This window comes from Pseudomonas sp. NFR09 (assembly GCF_900111535.1).
Lineage (GTDB): Bacteria > Pseudomonadota > Gammaproteobacteria > Pseudomonadales > Pseudomonadaceae > Aquipseudomonas > Aquipseudomonas extremorientalis.
This window is the reverse complement of record NZ_FOIH01000010.1, coordinates 60,265-77,379: the sequence shown is the minus strand read 5'-3', so window position 1 is coordinate 77,379 and position 17,115 is coordinate 60,265. Positions and strand designations below refer to the sequence as shown.

General features: G+C 61.5%; 19 protein-coding genes. 6 read left to right on the top strand and 13 right to left on the bottom strand.

Annotation, left to right across the window (positions count from 1 at the left end):
• Nucleotides 1-77 precede the first annotated feature (77 nt).
• A complete protein-coding gene (gene dxs / locus BMX59_RS21775; RefSeq protein WP_093125623.1) occupies nt 78-1,976 on the top strand; it encodes a 1-deoxy-D-xylulose-5-phosphate synthase in 1,899 nt (632 codons plus the stop codon).
• 79 nt (nt 1,977-2,055) lie between these two features.
• A complete protein-coding gene (locus BMX59_RS21770) occupies nt 2,056-3,945 on the top strand; it encodes a TonB-dependent receptor domain-containing protein (RefSeq protein WP_093125618.1) in 1,890 nt (629 codons plus the stop codon).
• On the opposite strand, the gene BMX59_RS21765 is transcribed toward BMX59_RS21770, so the two are convergent.
• The 11 genes from BMX59_RS21765 to nrdR form a co-directional block, all read right to left on the bottom strand.
• Nucleotides 3,942-4,724, bottom strand: a complete 783-nt coding sequence (locus BMX59_RS21765) for a cobalamin-binding protein (RefSeq protein ID WP_093125614.1) — start codon at nt 4,722-4,724, stop codon at nt 3,942-3,944. The two genes, BMX59_RS21770 and BMX59_RS21765, sit on opposite strands and share 4 nt — an antisense overlap.
• Nucleotides 4,721-5,140 (bottom strand): nuclear FMR1 interacting 1 family protein, encoded by a 420-nt coding sequence (locus tag BMX59_RS21760; RefSeq protein WP_093125609.1) that lies wholly within the window; start codon nt 5,138-5,140, stop codon nt 4,721-4,723. Before BMX59_RS21760 ends, BMX59_RS21765 begins: the two co-directional genes overlap by 4 nt.
• Nucleotides 5,137-5,754, bottom strand: coding sequence for a GTP cyclohydrolase II (gene ribA / locus BMX59_RS21755; RefSeq protein ID WP_016978544.1), 618 nt, complete (start codon nt 5,752-5,754; stop codon nt 5,137-5,139). The genes BMX59_RS21760 and ribA overlap by 4 nt, the downstream gene beginning before the upstream one ends.
• 129 nt (nt 5,755-5,883) lie before the next feature.
• On the bottom strand, nt 5,884-6,603 hold the full coding sequence (locus BMX59_RS21750) for a substrate-binding periplasmic protein (protein ID WP_092250575.1): 720 nt from the start codon (nt 6,601-6,603) through the stop codon (nt 5,884-5,886).
• A 66-nt stretch (nt 6,604-6,669) separates the two neighbouring features.
• Complete coding sequence (gene thiL / locus BMX59_RS21745; protein ID WP_093125603.1) at nt 6,670-7,635, bottom strand: thiamine-phosphate kinase; 966 nt, start codon at nt 7,633-7,635, stop codon at nt 6,670-6,672.
• An 18-nt stretch (nt 7,636-7,653) separates the two neighbouring features.
• The gene (gene nusB, locus BMX59_RS21740; protein WP_010206836.1) at nt 7,654-8,154 is read right to left on the bottom strand and encodes a transcription antitermination factor NusB; all 501 of its coding nucleotides are present in this window, start codon (nt 8,152-8,154) and stop codon (nt 7,654-7,656) included.
• Nucleotides 8,151-8,627 (bottom strand): 6,7-dimethyl-8-ribityllumazine synthase, encoded by a 477-nt coding sequence (gene ribE, locus BMX59_RS21735; protein ID WP_003176356.1) that lies wholly within the window; start codon nt 8,625-8,627, stop codon nt 8,151-8,153. The genes nusB and ribE overlap by 4 nt, the downstream gene beginning before the upstream one ends.
• A gap of 90 nt (nt 8,628-8,717) precedes the next feature.
• Complete coding sequence (gene ribBA / locus BMX59_RS21730) at nt 8,718-9,809, bottom strand: bifunctional 3,4-dihydroxy-2-butanone-4-phosphate synthase/GTP cyclohydrolase II (RefSeq protein ID WP_092250569.1); 1,092 nt, start codon at nt 9,807-9,809, stop codon at nt 8,718-8,720.
• A gap of 15 nt (nt 9,810-9,824) precedes the next feature.
• Nucleotides 9,825-10,487 carry a riboflavin synthase gene (locus tag BMX59_RS21725; RefSeq protein WP_071489859.1) on the bottom strand — a complete coding sequence of 221 codons (663 nt, stop codon included), beginning with the start codon at nt 10,485-10,487 and terminating at the stop codon, nt 9,825-9,827.
• Nucleotides 10,488-10,534: 47 nt separating this feature from the next.
• Nucleotides 10,535-11,671: a bifunctional diaminohydroxyphosphoribosylaminopyrimidine deaminase/5-amino-6-(5-phosphoribosylamino)uracil reductase RibD gene (gene ribD / locus BMX59_RS21720; RefSeq protein ID WP_071489858.1), complete on the bottom strand. Its 1,137-nt coding sequence runs from the start codon at nt 11,669-11,671 to the stop codon at nt 10,535-10,537.
• The gene (gene nrdR / locus BMX59_RS21715; RefSeq protein WP_010206843.1) at nt 11,668-12,132 is read right to left on the bottom strand and encodes a transcriptional regulator NrdR; all 465 of its coding nucleotides are present in this window, start codon (nt 12,130-12,132) and stop codon (nt 11,668-11,670) included. The genes ribD and nrdR overlap by 4 nt, the downstream gene beginning before the upstream one ends.
• A gap of 140 nt (nt 12,133-12,272) precedes the next feature.
• On the opposite strand from nrdR, the gene BMX59_RS21710 reads away from it, so the two are divergent.
• Both BMX59_RS21710 and BMX59_RS21705 read left to right on the top strand, forming a co-directional pair.
• Entirely contained in the window at nt 12,273-12,728 is a 456-nt protein-coding gene (locus BMX59_RS21710) for a YbaY family lipoprotein (RefSeq protein ID WP_093125597.1), read from the top strand.
• The gene (locus tag BMX59_RS21705; protein ID WP_092250563.1) at nt 12,725-13,378 is read left to right on the top strand and encodes a class I SAM-dependent methyltransferase; all 654 of its coding nucleotides are present in this window, start codon (nt 12,725-12,727) and stop codon (nt 13,376-13,378) included. The genes BMX59_RS21710 and BMX59_RS21705 overlap by 4 nt, the downstream gene beginning before the upstream one ends.
• Nucleotides 13,379-13,411: 33 nt before the next feature.
• Here BMX59_RS21705 and BMX59_RS21700 read toward each other — a convergent pair whose 3' ends face one another.
• Nucleotides 13,412-14,884: a trypsin-like serine peptidase gene (locus BMX59_RS21700; protein WP_093125591.1), complete on the bottom strand. Its 1,473-nt coding sequence runs from the start codon at nt 14,882-14,884 to the stop codon at nt 13,412-13,414.
• A 285-nt stretch (nt 14,885-15,169) separates the two neighbouring features.
• On the opposite strand from BMX59_RS21700, the gene trxA reads away from it, so the two are divergent.
• A complete protein-coding gene (gene trxA, locus BMX59_RS21695; RefSeq protein WP_092250557.1) occupies nt 15,170-16,042 on the top strand; it encodes a thioredoxin in 873 nt (290 codons plus the stop codon).
• Here the strand turns inward: trxA and BMX59_RS21690 are convergent.
• Nucleotides 16,039-16,386, bottom strand: a complete 348-nt coding sequence (locus tag BMX59_RS21690) for a hypothetical protein (protein ID WP_093125585.1) — start codon at nt 16,384-16,386, stop codon at nt 16,039-16,041. The genes trxA and BMX59_RS21690 overlap by 4 nt on opposite strands.
• Before the next feature lie 131 nt (nt 16,387-16,517).
• Between BMX59_RS21690 and BMX59_RS21685 the strand changes: the two genes are divergently transcribed.
• The gene (locus tag BMX59_RS21685) at nt 16,518-17,114 is read left to right on the top strand and encodes a DUF2796 domain-containing protein (RefSeq protein ID WP_093125580.1); all 597 of its coding nucleotides are present in this window, start codon (nt 16,518-16,520) and stop codon (nt 17,112-17,114) included.
• Nucleotide 17,115: the final 1 nt, after the last annotated feature.

The window sequence follows — 17,115 nt, the reverse complement described above, 5'->3', positions numbered from 1 at the left end:
GTTCGGCGCTCCGCGTGGGCAGTTTGCGATGCTTGAGGTAAACTGCCGCCTCTTCTATACCTATAACGATTCGCCTGATGCCCACGACGTTTCAAGAGATTCCCCGCAAGCGCCCGTCCACGCCCCTGCTCGACCGTGCTGTCACGCCGGCCGGCCTGCGTCGACTCGGTGAAGCCGAGCTGGAAACCCTGGCCGATGAGTTGCGCCTGGAATTGCTCTACACGGTCGGCCAGACCGGTGGGCATTTTGGTGCCGGCCTGGGCGTCATCGAGCTGACCATCGCCCTGCATTACGTGTTCGACACCCCGGACGACCGGCTGGTGTGGGACGTGGGCCATCAGGCGTACCCGCATAAAATCCTCACGGGCCGCCGCGAGCAAATGGGCACCCTGCGCCAGAAGGACGGCATTGCCGCCTTCCCGCGCCGCGCCGAGAGCGAGTACGACACCTTTGGCGTCGGCCACTCCAGCACCTCCATCAGTGCCGCGCTGGGCATGGCGATTGCCGCCCGCCTGCAAGGCAGCGACCGCAAGGCGATCGCGGTGATCGGTGATGGCGCGCTGACCGCTGGCATGGCGTTCGAAGCGCTCAACCATGCACCGGAAGTGGACGCCAATATGCTGGTGATCCTCAACGACAACGATATGTCGATCTCGCGCAACGTCGGTGGCCTGTCCAATTACCTGGCCAAGATCCTTTCCAGCCGCACGTACGCGAGCATGCGCGAAGGCAGCAAGAAGGTGCTCTCGCGCCTGCCCGGCGCGTGGGAAATTGCCCGGCGCACCGAAGAGTATGCCAAGGGCATGCTGGTGCCCGGCACGCTGTTCGAAGAGTTGGGCTGGAATTACATCGGCCCCATCGATGGCCACGACCTGCCGACCCTGATCGCCACGCTGCGCAACATGCGTGACCTCAAGGGCCCGCAGTTCCTGCATATCGTCACCAAGAAAGGCAAAGGCTTCGCCCCGGCGGAAGTCGACCCGATTGGCTATCACGCCATCACCAAGCTGGAACCCCTGGACGCTCCTGCCGCCGCGCCGAAAAAGGCCAGCGGGCCGAAGTACTCCGGTGTGTTCGGCGAATGGCTGTGCGACATGGCCGCCGCCGACCCGCGCCTGGTGGGCATTACCCCGGCGATGAAGGAAGGCTCCGACCTGGTGGCGTTCAGCGAGCGTTTCCCGCTGCGCTACTTCGACGTGGCAATTGCCGAGCAGCACGCGGTCACGTTTGCCGCCGGCATGGCCTGCGAAGGCGCCAAGCCAGTAGTGGCGATCTACTCCACGTTCCTGCAGCGTGGCTACGACCAGTTGGTGCATGACGTGGCAGTGCAGAACCTCGACGTACTGTTCGCCATCGACCGCGCCGGCCTGGTGGGCGAAGACGGCCCGACCCACGCCGGCAGCTTCGACCTGTCCTACCTGCGTTGCATCCCCGGCATGCTGGTGATGACGCCAAGTGATGAAAACGAACTGCGCAAGATGCTCAGCACCGGCCACCTGTATAACGGCCCGGCCGCCGTACGTTACCCGCGCGGCAATGGCCCGAATGCGGTGATCGAAAAGGACCTGGAGCCTATCGAGATCGGCAAGGGCATCGTGCGTCGCCAAGGCAGCAAGACCGCTTTCCTGGTGTTCGGCGTGCAATTGGCCGAAGCGCTGAAAGTCGCCGAGAAGATCGACGCCACCGTGGTCGACATGCGTTTCGTCAAACCATTGGACGAAGCCTTGGTACACGAGATTGCCGGCAACCATGAGCTGCTGGTGACCGTCGAAGAAAACGCAATAATGGGTGGCGCCGGTGCGGCGGTCAGCGAGTTCCTGGCGCGGGAGAATATCCTCAAGTCGGTGCTGCACCTGGGCTTGCCGGATGTGTATGTCGAACACGCCAAGCCGGCGCAGATGCTGGCCGAGTGTGGGTTGGATGAGGCCGGCATTGAGACATCGGTGCGCGAGCGCATGGCACTGCTGGGCCTGTAGAAACCGGATCAATATGTGGGAGGGGGCTTGCCCCCTTTCACATTTGATTTGCGGCACCTTCAAATGCCATGGACAGCCGATGAAACATCTTAGTCTCACCTTGCCCCTGTTACTGCTGACCGCCCCGGAACTACTCGCCGACACCCGCGACGACGCACTGAAACTTCCCAACGTGGTCATCAGCGCCAACCGCCAGGTCCAGGCGCGCAACGACAGCAGCGCCGCCAACACCGTGTTCACCCGCGACGACATCGACCGCCTGCAACCCACCAGCCTCACTGACCTGATCAGCCGCGTACCCGGCGTGCAGGTAGCGCCTACCGGTGGTCGCGGCAGCCTGCCGGGAATTTATATCCGTGGTACCAAATCCGCACAAAGCCTGGTGTTGGTGGACGGCCAGCGCATTGCCAATAGCACCTCCGGCGACAGCGGCTTGCAATACCTGAACGTCGACCAGATCGAACGGGTGGAAGTGCTGCGCGGTTCACGTTCGGTAATCTACGGCAGCGATGCGATTGGCGGGGTGATCCAGGTGTTTACCCGGCGCAATGCCGGGCAAGGCCTGCAACCGCGTCTGAAGCTCGGGTTTGGCAGCAACAAGACCTGGGAGCGCAGCCTCGGCCTGTCCGGTGGCGATGAATACACGCACTTCAACCTCGGCGCGAGCCTGGATGAGACCGCCGGCATCAACTCGACGCACACCTCATTCCCCAGCGATGGCGATCATGACGCCTACCGCAACCAGTCCCTCAGCCTGAACCTCAGCCATTCCTTCAGCGATGCGCTGGAGGCGGGGTTCAACCTGTTGGATAACCGCGGCAAGTCGGAGTACGACAACAGCTTTGGCCGCTACGACGTCGCCACCGGGCAAACGGTGGGGCAAAAGCCCTACACCGACTACACCGTGAGCAGCGCCAGCGGCTATGTCGACGCCACGCTCAACGAGCGCTGGCAATCGCGCCTGGAACTGGGCCATAGCGAGAACCGCGACACCAAGCGCGACACCCTCAGTGATGACTTCAGTGTGTTCAACACTTACCGCGACTCGGTCAACTGGCAGAACGACCTGACGCTGAATGAGCAGAACAGCCTGATTCTCGGCGGCGACTGGTACGAGGACCGCTTCCACGGCTCCACCACCCTCACCGAAAACAGTCGCTGGAACCGCGCAGCCTTTGTGCAGCATCGCTTCCATGGCGAATGGTTTTCCACCGAGCTGGGGCTGCGGCGTGACCAGAACCAGCAGTTTGGCGGGCAGAACAGCTGGAGCGGCACGCTCACGTTGCCAGTCAACCCGGACAACGACCTGCTGCTGAGCTACAGCGAGGGCTTCCGCGCCCCGACGTTCAATGACCTGTATTACCCGGACGAGTACGGCTTCAAGAACAGCAACCCAAACCTGAAGCCCGAAACCTCGAAAAGCTACGAACTGCAATGGCGTAGCCAACTCAGCGACACCAGCCGCCTGGAAGCTTCGCTGTACCGTACCGATATCCAGGATGCGATCGTGTTCGGCAGCGACGGCCCGCAAAACGTCAGTTCGGCGCGCATCAACGGCTTCGAAGCCGCGCTCAAGCAAGAGCTGTTCGGCTGGCAAGGCAGCCTGGGACTGGCACTGATTGATCCACGAGACCGCGATTCCGGACATACGCTGGCGCGTCGCGCCAGGCGCACCGTGAGCCTGGACCTGGATCGCCAATTCGACCAATTCGGCGTCGGCGCCAGCTGGCAAGCGGTCAGCAGCAGCTACGACGACGCGAAGAACCAGCAACCGTTGGCTGGCTATGGATTGCTCGGGCTGCGCGCCAGTTGGACGCTGAACCGTGAAGTCACGCTGAGCATGAAGCTCGATAACTTGCTGGACAAGGCCTACAGCCGGGCGCTGTATCAGTACCAAGGCCAGCAATATGGCTACCGGGAAGAAGGCCGGGCGCTGATGGTTGGCGTGACCTGGACGCCGGACCTCTAGCGGGACGCGATTACCTCACACAATCGGGCTACGGCTTCCAGCATCTGCCCGCTGGGCCGCTCCAGGCCTTTATCCGGCACCAGTCGCACCCGCTCAGCCATCGTCGGCCAGACCTTCCAGGCCTCCTTCTGCGCCTGGTCGCCCACCAGAATCATCTCGGGATCACGCTGCAACACCGATTCAATGCTCACCTGCGGGGCCGGCAGCTTGAGGTCATCAAACACATTGCGCGCGCCGCATACCTTTAACGCATCGCTGATGATCTGCCCGCCACCCACGGTGTACAGCGGCTTATTCCATACCTGGTAAAACACGCGCAATGGCTCGGCGCGCTGATAGCGCTGTCGCAGCTCGGCCAGGCGTTGGCGCAACTGCGCGGCCAACTGTCGACCCGCGTCAGCGCGGCCCAATTGCTCGGCAATGGCCTGGACCTGGGTGGTGAGCTGTTCAAGGCTATGGGGTTCGGCGACGTACACCGGGATATTCAGGCGCTGCAATTGCTCGCGCTGGGCCGGGCCGACGCTGCCGGGCCAGAGCAGGATCAGGTCGGGCTTGAGGCTGAGCAGGCGCTCCATGTCCAACTGACCGTAATGCCCCACTGACGGCACCTGCGCCAAGGCCGCCGGGCGTTCGCCGCCGTCGAGCACGCCCACCAGCACATCGGCTGCGCCCAGTTCGACCACGATTTCAGACAGGGACGGCGCCAGGCTCACCACTCGCTCGGCCGCCAGCGCCTGGGCACTGAATACCAGCAACACGGCCAGCCAGTGGCGAATCATCCCAGTTGACGGGGAATGCGGTAGAGGTAGAACAGCACCACGGTCGACAGCGCCAACAGAAACAGTGGCACCGCTTCCAACCCGACGAAGACCGACAACGCACCGACCCAGGCCGGTACGGCGGCAACCAGCAACGCCGTGCGCCGACGCGCCGCCAGGGTGATCCAGGCAGCCGGTTCTTCGGGGGTATCGAGGGCTTTGGAGGTGGCAATCAACGCGTGTTTATAGCCGTTGAAGTAGCGCAGGCTGAGGAACATCGAGGCCACGCCGGCAATGAAGAACGGCATGGCCAGCACCGGCAGCAGGGATTCGGCCTGGCCGAACACCAGGTTGAGCACCAACAGGGGGAGCAGCGCCAGGGCCAGGTACTGCCACCAATTGAAGGACAGTCGCCGTTTCACCTGGCCTCGGGTCACGCGCGGTCGACCTCGCCCTGGTGCTCGTTGCCCATCATATGGTCAAGCTTGCTGGCCTTGGTGGCCAGGTAGAGTTTGTTGTGCGGGTTGTGCCCGGTGTGCAGCGGCACACGCTCGGCCACAGTGATGCCCATCTCGGTCAAGGCTTTGACCTTGCGCGGGTTATTGGTCATCAGGCGCAGGGATTTGACGCCCAGGTGCTCGAGCATCGGCAGGCAGATCGCGTAGTCACGCTGATCGGCGGCAAAGCCCAGGCGCTCGTTGGCCTCGACGGTATCGGCGCCGCCATCTTGCAGCTCGTAGGCGCGGATCTTGTTCATCAGGCCAATGCCACGGCCTTCCTGGCGCAAGTACAACAGCACACCTCGGCCTTCACGGGCGATCGCGCGCATGGCGGCCTCCAGTTGCGAACCACAGTCGCAACGCTGGCTGAACAACGCATCACCGGTCAGGCATTCGGAGTGCACCCGGCCAAGCACCGGTGCGCCATCGGCGATATCGCCCAGGCTGAGCACGACGTGCTCGCGCCCGGTGGCTTCTTCGAGAAAGCCGTTCATGGTGAACGTGGCAAAAGGGGTAGGCAGCTTGGAAGCGGCGACGAAAACGACGGGCACCGTGTGCTCCTGATTTCAGTTTTTACAGAGGCGGCCATTGTAACAGCAGGTTCCTACAGACGCTTAAGCTGAATTATCGCTGATAAAGATCAATAGGTTCGATTGGCCTTCGACCTGGTTCTATGCACGTCAGAACGGATAGGGTTGTTTCCAGCGCTCGAATATCGGCTTTAACTCACCGCTTTTCACCAGGGCCGCCATGCGCTGGTCAAAGACAGCCATCAAGCCCCGGCCCTGCTCGTTATCGGCAAACCCGATGTACAACGGCAGTTCGGCAATCGGCGTCAGCGTGAACTTCGAGGGATCATCCGCCTGACTGAGCACGTACTTGGCCTCGGCCAACGCATCAATGTAGAAGTCCGCACGGCCATGTAGCAGCATTGCCAAAATGCCATCGCGACGCTCGACCTGGTTGAAACGGCGCACATTGGGCAAGTACTCCTCGTACTTGTAGCCGCGCACCCAGGCCAGGCGGTAGTTACCCAGCGTGGCGATGGTGGGCGTCGGTGTGCTGGCCAGCCCCAGGGCGTAGATGTGGTCGGAATCGAAGTTCCAGTGGGGGTACAACACACCTTCGGCTTCATCGCGGTAGGAACCGACCCAACCATCCACCTCGCCGCGCTGGGCCAGGCCGACCGAGCGCGTGTAGGGCACGGAACGGGTCTGCAAGTTGATGCCGGCCGGCTCGAAGACCTGACGCAGTACGTCCCAGGCCAGGCCCGTGCCGTCTTTGTTGGTGTAGTCGCTCCATTCCTCACTCGCCAGCATGACCTTGCCGGGCACCTCCTGCGCCTGGACCACCGCTGTGAAGACACACAGTACGATCAGCAGCCAACGGCGCACATCCATGGTGACGACCTCCTACAGGGCCTTGCATGCGTGATAACGCTACACAGGGTAGCGCAGCTTGCCGATTCAGGGTGTCTCGCGAAAATGCTGATAACCACGGATGGCCGGGGTGATGTCCTGCCCGCTGCCATCGAGCAACGTGACGCCCTGCCCCGCTTCGACCCGGCCGATCACATGGATCGGCCAGCCATCGGCCAGCAACGGTGCCAGTTCGACAGGTGGCAGGGTGAACGCCAGCACATAGTCGTCGCCCCCACTCAGGGCTGCCACGCGCGCGTCATCATCGCCGACAAACGCCAACAGTGCCTGGGACATTGGCAACCGCTCGCGTTCGATCAACAGGCTGACCTTTGACGCCATCGCGATATGCCCGCAATCGGCCAGGAGCCCGTCGGAAATATCCATCGCAGACGTAGCCTTGCCACGCAGCGCCAGACCCAGGGCCAACTGCGGTTGCGGCGACCAGTAATGAGCGAGCAAGGGCTCGGCGATGGCTGCGTCGGCGCTGCGCTGGCCCAATACCAACGGCAAGGCGCCGGCGGCATTGCCCAGCTCGCCGCCGACACACAGCAGGTCACCCGGCTGCGCACCGCTGCGGGTCAAGGCTTGCCCGGCCGGCACGCGACCGAACACGGTCAGCGTCAAACTCAGGGGGCCACGGGTGGTATCGCCGCCCACCAGACCCACACCACAGTTTTGCGCCATGAGGTTCAACCCCTGGGCATAGCGTTGCAGCCAATCGGCATCGACGGTTGGTGTGGTCAGGGCAAGGGTAAATGCGAGGGGGGTGGCGCCCATGGCCGCCAGGTCGCTCACCGCCACGGCCAACGAGCGCTGGCCCAGCAGGAACGGGTCACAAGGGTCGGCAAAATGCACCCCGGCGACCAAAGTATCGGTGGAGATTGCCAACTGCTCCCCAGCGGGAAGTGCCAGCAAGGCGCAGTCATCGCCGATACCCAGGGCAATGCCTTCGCCGCCCTGCGCACAAGGCGCGGCGGCGAAGTAGTTGCGGATCAGCTCAAACTCGCCCATTCAGGTTTCAAGCGCGATTCAGCGCTTGTACGCCTTCACTTCGGCTTCACGCAGGCGCGGGGCCAGTTTGTCGAGCACGCCGTTGACGAACTTGTGGCCGTCGGTCGAACCGTAGACTTTCGCCAGTTCGATACCTTCGTTGATCACCACGCGGTACGGCACGTCGACGCGATACAGCAGCTCCCAAGCCGACAGGCGCATCACGCACAGCTCAACCGGGTCCAGCTCTTCGATGGTCAGGTCCAGGCAAGGCGCCAGGGCGGTGTCGATCTCGGTCAGGTGCGCGTGCACACCGTGCAAGATGTCGTGGAAATACGGCAGGTCGGCAAAGGTGAAATCGTTGTCGACGCGAAACTGTGCTTCGATCTCGTTCAACGACGCGCCCGCCAGGTGACGCTGATACAGCGCCTGGGTCGCCAACTGACGAGCAGCGCGACGCTTCTCGTTCTTCGAAGGCTTGCCAGCATCGGCTGGACGTGGCTCGCGCGGGTTGAAGTTGTCGCTCTCGTCGGAAATCACTTGGCCTCCAACTGCGACAGCAGGCTGACCATTTCCAGGGCGGACAGGGCAGCTTCAGCGCCTTTGTTGCCGGCCTTGGTGCCGGAACGCTCGATGGCTTGCTCGATGGAATCCACGGTCAGCACGCCGAACGCAACCGGTACGCCGAACTCCATGGACACCTGGGCCAGGCCCTTGGTGCATTCGCCAGCCACGTATTCGAAGTGCGGCGTGCCGCCACGAATGACCGCGCCCAAGGCGATGATCGCCGCGTATTCACCCTGTTGAGCAACTTTCTGCGCAACCAGTGGAATTTCGAAGGCGCCAGGGGCACGGATGATGGTGATGTCGCTTTCGCTCACACCGTGGCGAACCAGGGCGTCAACGGCACCGCTTACCAGGCTTTCAACCACGAAGCTGTTGAAGCGGCCAACCACCAGGGCATAGCGGCCTTTGGGGGCGATGAAGGTACCTTCGATGGTCTTCAGGGTCATTCGACAAATCTCTTAAAGAGCCGGGACGCGTGTATGACGCGTCCCTTAGTGATATTTGAACCGCGAACAAGGGGCGAAAATCGCCGGCCTTTATTCGGAGGGCACGTATTCTACTACTTCCAGGTCGAAACCGGATATCGCATTAAATTTCATCGGTGCGCTCATCAGGCGCATTTTGCGCACGCCCAGGTCACGCAGGATCTGCGAACCGGCCCCGACGATGCTGTAGGTGGTCGGTTTTTTCACCGGCGTGTGGTCCGCCGTTTCGCGGATATGCGCCAGCAGCACATCGCCATCCAGCGGGTGACCGAGCAGCAGCACCACACCGCTGCCGGCCTCGGAGACCGCAGCCATGGCAGCGCGCAGGCTCCAGCGACCCGGTTGCTTGACCATCAGCAGGTCGCGCAATGGGTCCATGTTGTGCACACGCACCAGGGTCGGCTCTTCGGCGCAAATGGTGCCCAGGGTCAACGCCATGTGCACGTCGCCTTCCACGGAATCACGGTAGGTCACCAAATTGAATTGGCCCAGTTCGCTGTCCAGTGGCTGCTCGGCAATCCGCTGAACGGTACGTTCGTGGATCATGCGGTAGTGAATCAGGTCGGCAATGGTGCCCACCTTGATGTTGTGTTCGGCGGCAAAGGCTTCGAGTTCAGCACGACGGGCCATGGTGCCGTCGTCGTTCATCACTTCGCAGATCACGCCGCAGGGCTCGAAACCGGCCATGCGCGCCAGGTCGCAGGCGGCTTCGGTGTGGCCGGCACGGGCCAGGGTGCCACCCGGCTGGGCCATCAGCGGGAAGATGTGGCCGGGGCTGACGATGTCTTCGGCCTTGGCGTCCTTGGCAGCAGCGGCTTGCACGGTGCGGGCGCGGTCGGCGGCGGAAATGCCGGTGGTGACGCCGGTAGTGGCCTCGATCGATACAGTGAACTTGGTGCCAAAACCCGAGCCATTGCGCGGCGCCATCAGCGGCAACTTGAGCAACTCGCAGCGCTCGCGGCTCATGGGCATGCAGATCAGCCCGCGGGCGTACTTGGCCATGAAGTTGATGTGCTCAGGCTTGCAGGCCTCGGCGGCCATGATGATGTCGCCTTCGTTCTCGCGGTCTTCGTCATCCATCAGGATGACCATCTTGCCTTGGCGGATGTCTTCAACCAGTTCTTCGATGCTATTGAGCGCCACGCGGCACCCCCTTGGTCAGGATTTCAGGTAGCCGTTAGCGGCCAGAAAACTTTCGGTGATGTTCCCGGTTGCAGGCTCTGCGGCCTTTTCGCCCAACAACAGGCGCTCCAGGTAACGGGCAAGCAAGTCCACTTCCAGGTTCACCCGGCGACCTGGCTGGTAAGACGCCATGATGGTTTCGCTGAGGGTGTGGGGAATGATGGTCAGTTCAAATTCGGCGCCGTTCACGGCGTTCACGGTGAGGCTGGTGCCATCGACGGTGATCGAGCCTTTGTGGGCGATGTACTTGGCCAGCTCTTTGGGCGCGCGGATGCGGAATTCCACGGCACGCGCGTTTTCGCTGCGCGCTACCACTTCGCCGACGCCGTCGACGTGGCCGCTGACCAGGTGACCGCCGAGGCGGGTGGTCGGGGTCAGGGCTTTTTCCAGGTTCACCGGGCTGCCGGCCTTGAGGTCGTTCATCGCGGTGCAGTCCAGGGTTTCCCGGCTGACATCGGCGGCAAAGCCGTTGCCCGGCAGGTCGATGACGGTGAGGCACACGCCGCTGACGGCGATGCTGTCGCCCAGCTTGACGTCGCCCAGGTCCAGCTTGCCGGTTTCAACCAGCAGGCGCACGTCGCCGCCTTTGGGGGTCATGGCGCGGATGCTGCCGATGGATTCGATAATGCCGGTGAACATGGCCTTCTCCTGGAAAACGGGACGGGCACTTGAGCGCCCGGTCAGAATTATACGCTCGCGGGTGGAAGCGGGATGGCAGTGACTCGCCAGTCGTCGCCTACAGCGCGCATTTCAGTGATCTTGAGTTGGGGGGCATCGGCCAGTTTCTCAAGCGGCCAGTCCAGCAAAGGCCGGGCAGCGGAGCCCAGGAACTTGCCGGCGACGAATATCACGTACTCATCCACCAGGCCTTGCTGGGCAAAGGCGCCCGCCAGGCTTGGGCCTGCCTCCACCAACACTTCGTTGACGCCACGGGCGGCCAAGGCGACCAGCGCCGAACGCAGGTCGACCTGGCCGTCAACGCCGGGCACCACCAGGCACTCGGGGCCACGGGGAAACTGGTTTTCCGGGGTCACACAGGTGATGACCAGCGCCGGCCCGGCCTTGAAGAACGGTGCGTTGAGCGGCACGCGCAAACGGCCATCGATCAGCACGCGCAACGGCGGGCGCGACATGGCCAGCGCAGTGGTGGCTTCGTCCAGGCCGAGTTCGGCGGCGCGCACGGTCAGGCGGGCGCCGTCGGCCAACACCGTGTCGGCGCCGGTCAGCACCACACTGGCCTCGGCACGCAGGCGCTGCACGGCAGCGCGGGCCGCAGGGCCGGTGATCCATTGGCTTTCGCCGCTGGCCATGGCAGTGCGGCCGTCCAGGCTCATCGCCAGCTTGACCCGCACGAAGGGCAGGCCGTGCTCCATGCGCTTGAGGAATCCCGGATTCAACGCGCGGGCCTGGGCTTCCAGCACGCCACTCAAGACCTCGATCCCGGCTTGCGCCAGACGCTGCATGCCGCGCCCGGCCACTTCGGGGTTAGGGTCCTGCATGCCGGCCACGACACGGGCGACACCGGCCGTGACCAGGGCATCGGCGCAGGGCGGTGTGCGCCCATGGTGGCTGCACGGCTCGAGGGTTACGTACACCGTGGCGCCACGGGCCTTGTCACCAGCGGCACGCAGGGCGTTGGGTTCGGCATGGGGCTCGCCGGTGCGCTCATGCCAGCCTTCGCCGACAACCTGCCCATCGCGCACGATCACACAACCTACACGCGGGTTGGGATGGGTGGTGTACAAGCCTTTGCGCGCGAGTTCCAAGGCGCGGGCCATGTAATGGGCGTCGAGCACCGCTTGTTCGGCAGACGGTGGGTTCATTCTTTGGCAGGCTCCCGGGCCAGGCGGTCGATCTCTTCGCGGAACTCATTGAGGTCCTGGAAGCGTCGATACACCGAGGCGAAACGGATGTAGGCGACTTCGTCGAGCTTTTGCAGCTCGCCCATCACCAACTCTCCTACCACCAGGCTCTTGACCTCGCGCTCGCCAGTGGCACGCAGCTTGTGCTTGATATGCACCAGCGCCGCCTCCAGCCGCTCGACGCTCACCGGGCGTTTTTCCAGGGCGCGCTGCATACCGGCGCGCAGTTTTTCTTCGTCGAAAGGCTGGCGGCTGCCGTCGGATTTGATCAGGCGCGGCAATACCAGTTCGGCGGTTTCGAAGGTGGTGAAACGTTCACCGCAGGCCAGGCATTCGCGCCGGCGACGCACTTGATCGCCCTCGGCGACCAGACGCGAGTCAATGACCTTGGTGTCGTTGGCACCGCAGAAGGGACAGTGCATGGTAGGCAGGCAACAAATAAAGGGAGGGCCATGGTAGCGCATCCCCGTGGCAAGACAAGCCATAGCCTTTACGGTATATAGGCTGACTATTATGTTTCATATTTTTTAAGCCACGGATTTTGTCCTTTCTGGAGCCGTACATGCAGTTACGACCACTTGTTTTGCTCACCCTGTTCAGTTTCCTGGTCGCCTGCAGCAGCGAAGCCCCCAAACCGACCACGCCTCAACCGACGCCCGCGCAAGAGAAAAAAGTCCCAGGCATTGAAGAACTCGGCCCCCTGCCCGCCTATCAGCGTGAAATCAGCGGCAGCCTGACCAACATTCCGGCCGGTGCCGAAGTGGAGATGGCGCTGTTGGTGATCGACGACCGCTCGCGCCCGCAACAATTGCTGGCCAGCAGCGTGCTGACCGGCAACGGCAAGCCCCTGGCCTTCCGCCTGCGCTTCAACCCCGAGGCCTTCCCGGCCGGTGCACGGGTTGAATTGCGTGGCCGCGCCAGCCAGTCCGGCCAGTTGATCCTGCACCTGCCCGCCGTGCGCATCACCCAGGCGATCACCCAGACCACCGGCCCCCTGCAACTCGTCAAGGCCCCATGACACCACCGCTTGGCCTGCAAGCCGCCCTCAGCGAACTGATCGGCGACGCGCAATTGGCGCCCTGCCCGCTGCCGGGCACTGGGTTGTCGTTGTGGCTGCTGGATGCGGACAACATGGACCGCGCCTTCAGCCCCGAAGAAACCCGGCGCATCCTGCATGAACCGCCCTACTGGAGTTTTTGCTGGGCCAGTGGCTTGGCCTTGGCGCGCTATCTGGCGGCGAACCCTGAATGGGTCGCCGGTAAACGTGTGCTGGACTTTGGCGCCGGCTCCGGTGTCGCAGGGATTGCCGCCGTCAAGGCGGGCGCCCTGGAAGTGGTGGCCTGCGACCTGGACCCACTGGCGCTGGCGTCCTGCCGGGCGAATGCCGAACTCAATGGCGTAGAGCTGGGTTATTCGGCGGATTTCTTCGCCGAAGCCGATCGCTTCGACCTGATCCTGGTGGCCGACGTGCTCTACGACCGCGCGAACCTGCCGCTGCTGGATCAGTTCCTGACCCGTGGCCGCGAAGCGCTGGTGGCGGATTCGCGGGTGCGCGACTTCCAGCACCCGGATTATCAGCGCCTGGGCATCCTCGATGCCCTGACCCTGCCGGACCTGGCCGAGCCTTGGGAGTTTCGCAAGGTGAGCCTGTACCATTCACGGCGTTAACACGGTAGGCCGGTGTGCCTTTGCACGTGGGACCTAAGGATAAGTCTCAACTGGTGAAGAAGTGCCTCGGATGTCTTTGCTATAGACACACACAAGGCCAGGCCGGGGCTCAAGTTTAACGACAGAAGTGCCTTGCCCCTCTTTAAATTCCACCTCTGTATAGCCATCCTGAGTCGTGCAATCCACTTGCGCGGGCTGACCGTACTTCATAAAGAATTGATTACGCGAAGGCGGGGCACGACGAAACTCAGCATATCTACCAAACCAATTGCTCCGAAATCGCACCAAAGGTTCAACGTTCTTATCAGCAGCCTTCAACTCAACCACTGCATTCAGCGCATTTCTCATCACCCCGGGAAAAGGCAAGCTTTCTCGACTATCCACACCAATAACACACAGTGTATGGATGCCCACCTGCGGCCCAATCTCATCATTAATATAAGCGTTAGCACTGTCTATTATGTCGCTATAACCATGCACCACCTCACACGTCCTCGGCCGCCTGGTCACCTTGTAGCGATAAAACGGTTTATCAAGGGTGAATCGCATATTCCATTTTGGATAGACGGCAGGCGAGCCCGTAGTTAAATCTTCAGGAAGATAATATTGCTGTTGGCGCGCTACATCGCCAACAATCGAATAAGCGGGAAACAATACACATCGCGCCGGGTCTTCGGAAAATACACCGTCAACAAAGCAACGGTCGATCCTGTCCGTCGAAATCCCGTAATTGGTTATCTCCGTGTAAAATTTTCCATCCTTGATCTGGCAGGGCATGTGTATACCACACTGATACGCCCCGTAATCATACTCCGTGTTTAACAGCCCTACTATTTTATTGGTAGAGCGCTCAATAATCGGGCTGCCAGAACTGCCAGGCCCGATACCTTTACACTTATTTTTCATGGTATGGCGCCATACCCAAACACCCTCAACCACTTCTGGTGAGCTTTCCAACTGGCAAGCGGCCACCTGCAGGGGGTCAATGCCTTTACTGCCAACCACCAGAATATCCGTGCCTTCATCAGGACGCTGCCCAAATAAAAGAGGTTGAACACCGTCTTCAATCACCGAGGCAAGGCTTGCCTGCAACTCCAGAATGGCCAGATCCACACCGCGCATGCTGCTCCAATTGACTTTCTTGAACGGGTAGGCTTTCGCGGTACTTTCTTGACCTGTAAAAAATTTGAACTGTATGGTCCCCTCAAAGTCGGTATTTCTTAGAATCTCGCCCCCGTCCCAACTGACGCAGTGCCCATTCGTCAAAACATAAGCAGGACCTTTGGCGACTCCATCAACTCTAGTATCCAGCAGCGTCCCAACACATCGGGTGGGACTTTGAATTCGCCCAACACCGCTCCAATAGTCATAGAGCCCATCTTGATTATTCAGTACTCTGCCGGGCGCAAAATTCTCGACTCCTCTGCCAATATCAATTTCAGCGTTGACAGGCTGCGATATATAACTGAGCCCCACAAAAACAAATGCAGATATTTTAGTAAACATAAACACTAACTCATTAACCGACGAAGCCTTATAGAACCGCAAACATTCCCGAGCATCGTGGTAAATAGTTAATTTTTTTACGCACCTAAATCCTATGTCTACATTGTGAAATTTTTACGTAATTTCATAACACAGACAGTTATCCTGAGGGCCCGACTCCATGTCAAAACAACAAAGGGTATCGGCGCCCCCCAGACAAATCAGCCCACTGTAGATTCTTGCGCTTTCAGCCAACCGCGCCAGCCCTTATAGTTGCCCCCATTCCCGCTTTATTCGAGACGACCCATGAGTGAGCCCACGCCGTATATCTTCGATGTCACCACTGCCACCTTCGACCAGGCGGTGATCGAGAATTCGTTCCACAAGCCCGTACTGGTGGATTTCTGGGCCGAGTGGTGTGCGCCGTGCAAGGCGCTGATGCCGTTGCTGGCACAGATCGCCGAGAGTTATCAGGGCGAACTGCTGCTGGCCAAGGTCGATTGCGAGGCCGAGCAGGATATCGTTGCGCGCTTTGGTATTCGCAGCCTGCCGACCGTGGTGTTGTTCAAGGATGGCCAGCCGGTGGACGGGTTTGCCGGGGCGCAGCCGGAATCGGCGGTGCGGGCGATGCTGGAGCCGCATGTGCAGATGCCACCGCCGGCTGCGGCCGACCCACTGGAACAGGCTCAAGCGCTGTTTGCCGATGGGCGTATCAGCGATGCCGAAGCGCTGCTGGTCGCGCTGTTGGGCGAGGACAACACCAACGCTGCCGCGCTGATCCTCTACGCGCGCTGCCTGGCTGAACGCGGTGAATTGGGTGAAGCTCAGACCGTGCTGGATGCCGTGAAAAGCGACGATCACAAAGCCGCGCTCGCCGGGGCCAAGGCACAGATCACTTTCCTGCGTCAGGCTGCCGACCTGCCCGACGCCGCCGAGCTAAAAAGCCGCCTGGCGCAAAACCCGCAAGACGATGAAGCGGCCTATCAACTGGCGATTCAACAACTGGCACGCCAGCAATACGACGCGGCGTTGGAAGGTTTGCTGAAGCTGTTTATCCGCAATCGCAGCTACAGCGAAGGTTTGCCGCACAAGACGTTGCTGCAGGTGTTCGAACTGCTGGGCAATGACCATCCACTGGTCACCGTGTATCGCCGCAAATTGTTCGCCGCGCTGTACTAGGCGCCGACCCAGCTGTACAGCGGCGTATCCGCGCCGCTGCTGACCTTCACCTTGGCGCTATGACGCAAGCGCACCAGCAGGCGCTTGCCCGCCGAGGCGTCGCCAGCCAAGCCTTCCAGTTGATCGAGCAACTCCAGACCGCTGAGCTGGCCGGCCTTGCGCAACAGGTCCTGGGCGCCCTGCCACAGGTCATCATTGGGTTTGACCGGAGCCACCGGCGCGGCGGTCGCGCTGGCAACGGGCGTGGCCTGCAATTGCGCGCCCAGGCGGGCCCAGTCGCCGTCATCCAGCTCCAGGGTCAAGTCCACCGGCAAGTCGCCAACGGTTCCACGAATTCGCAACATCGTCCTCACTCCTGCACTTTTTCTGACGGGCATGCTCCCATGTGGCTTGCGCAACGCCAAGCGGGCGGTCAAACTCTGACGCTATTGTTATAAGATCACATAACAAAACTTTCATGTTCTGGAGTCTTCCCATGCGCCGTCTGTTGCTTGCTTTGCCGTTCGCCCTGCTGCCATTGGCGGTTGCCCATGCTCATGACGAGCACGACCATGAACATGAACATGGCAGCCTTGGCGCGCACGAGCATGGCGTCGGCCGCCTGAACGCGGTACTCGACGGCCAGGCCCTGGAGCTTGAACTGGACAGCCCGGCAATGAACCTGGTGGGTTTTGAACACCTGGCCACCACGCCTGCCGACAAAGCCAAGGTCGCCGCCGCACGCAAACAACTGGAAAACCCCGTAGCGTTGTTCAACCTGCCCAAGGCCGCCGGTTGTGTGGTCAGCAGTCAGGAACTCAACAGCCCGCTGTTTGGCGACAAGCCCGAAGCCGACCATGACGACGACGATGATGACGCCAAAGACGGCGCCCACGAGCATCATCACGACCACAGCGAAATCCACGCCCACTACCAGTTCACCTGCGCCACGCCGACTGCGCTGAGCAACCTGGACCTGACCCAGGTGTTCAAGACCTTCCCCGCCACCCAGAAAATTCAGGTACAACTGATCGGCCCGAGCGGCCAGCAAGGTGTTGAAGCAACGGCCACTGCAGCCACCCTGAAATTCTGAG

Excerpts from the sequence above, each read along its gene's own strand:
- thiL (WP_093125603.1), bottom strand. The coding sequence starts at position 7,635 with ATGGGCGAGTTTGAGCTGATCCGCAACTACTTCGCCGCCGCGCCTTGT.
- ribE (WP_003176356.1), bottom strand. The coding sequence starts at position 8,627 with ATGACCCTGAAGACCATCGAAGGTACCTTCATCGCCCCCAAAGGCCGC.
- BMX59_RS21725 (WP_071489859.1), bottom strand. The coding sequence starts at position 10,487 with ATGTTCACCGGCATTATCGAATCCATCGGCAGCATCCGCGCCATGACC.
- BMX59_RS21690 (WP_093125585.1), bottom strand. The coding sequence starts at position 16,386 with ATGTTGCGAATTCGTGGAACCGTTGGCGACTTGCCGGTGGACTTGACC.
- ribD (WP_071489858.1), bottom strand. The coding sequence starts at position 11,671 with ATGAACCCACCGTCTGCCGAACAAGCGGTGCTCGACGCCCATTACATG.
- BMX59_RS21705 (WP_092250563.1), top strand. The coding sequence starts at position 12,725 with ATGACACCACCGCTTGGCCTGCAAGCCGCCCTCAGCGAACTGATCGGC.
- dxs (WP_093125623.1), top strand. The coding sequence starts at position 78 with ATGCCCACGACGTTTCAAGAGATTCCCCGCAAGCGCCCGTCCACGCCC.
- BMX59_RS21750 (WP_092250575.1), bottom strand. The coding sequence starts at position 6,603 with ATGGATGTGCGCCGTTGGCTGCTGATCGTACTGTGTGTCTTCACAGCG.
- BMX59_RS21765 (WP_093125614.1), bottom strand. The coding sequence starts at position 4,724 with ATGATTCGCCACTGGCTGGCCGTGTTGCTGGTATTCAGTGCCCAGGCG.
- BMX59_RS21770 (WP_093125618.1), top strand. The coding sequence starts at position 2,056 with ATGAAACATCTTAGTCTCACCTTGCCCCTGTTACTGCTGACCGCCCCG.
- BMX59_RS21685 (WP_093125580.1), top strand. The coding sequence starts at position 16,518 with ATGCGCCGTCTGTTGCTTGCTTTGCCGTTCGCCCTGCTGCCATTGGCG.
- BMX59_RS21700 (WP_093125591.1), bottom strand. The coding sequence starts at position 14,884 with ATGTTTACTAAAATATCTGCATTTGTTTTTGTGGGGCTCAGTTATATA.
- nrdR (WP_010206843.1), bottom strand. The coding sequence starts at position 12,132 with ATGCACTGTCCCTTCTGCGGTGCCAACGACACCAAGGTCATTGACTCG.
- trxA (WP_092250557.1), top strand. The coding sequence starts at position 15,170 with ATGAGTGAGCCCACGCCGTATATCTTCGATGTCACCACTGCCACCTTC.
- BMX59_RS21710 (WP_093125597.1), top strand. The coding sequence starts at position 12,273 with ATGCAGTTACGACCACTTGTTTTGCTCACCCTGTTCAGTTTCCTGGTC.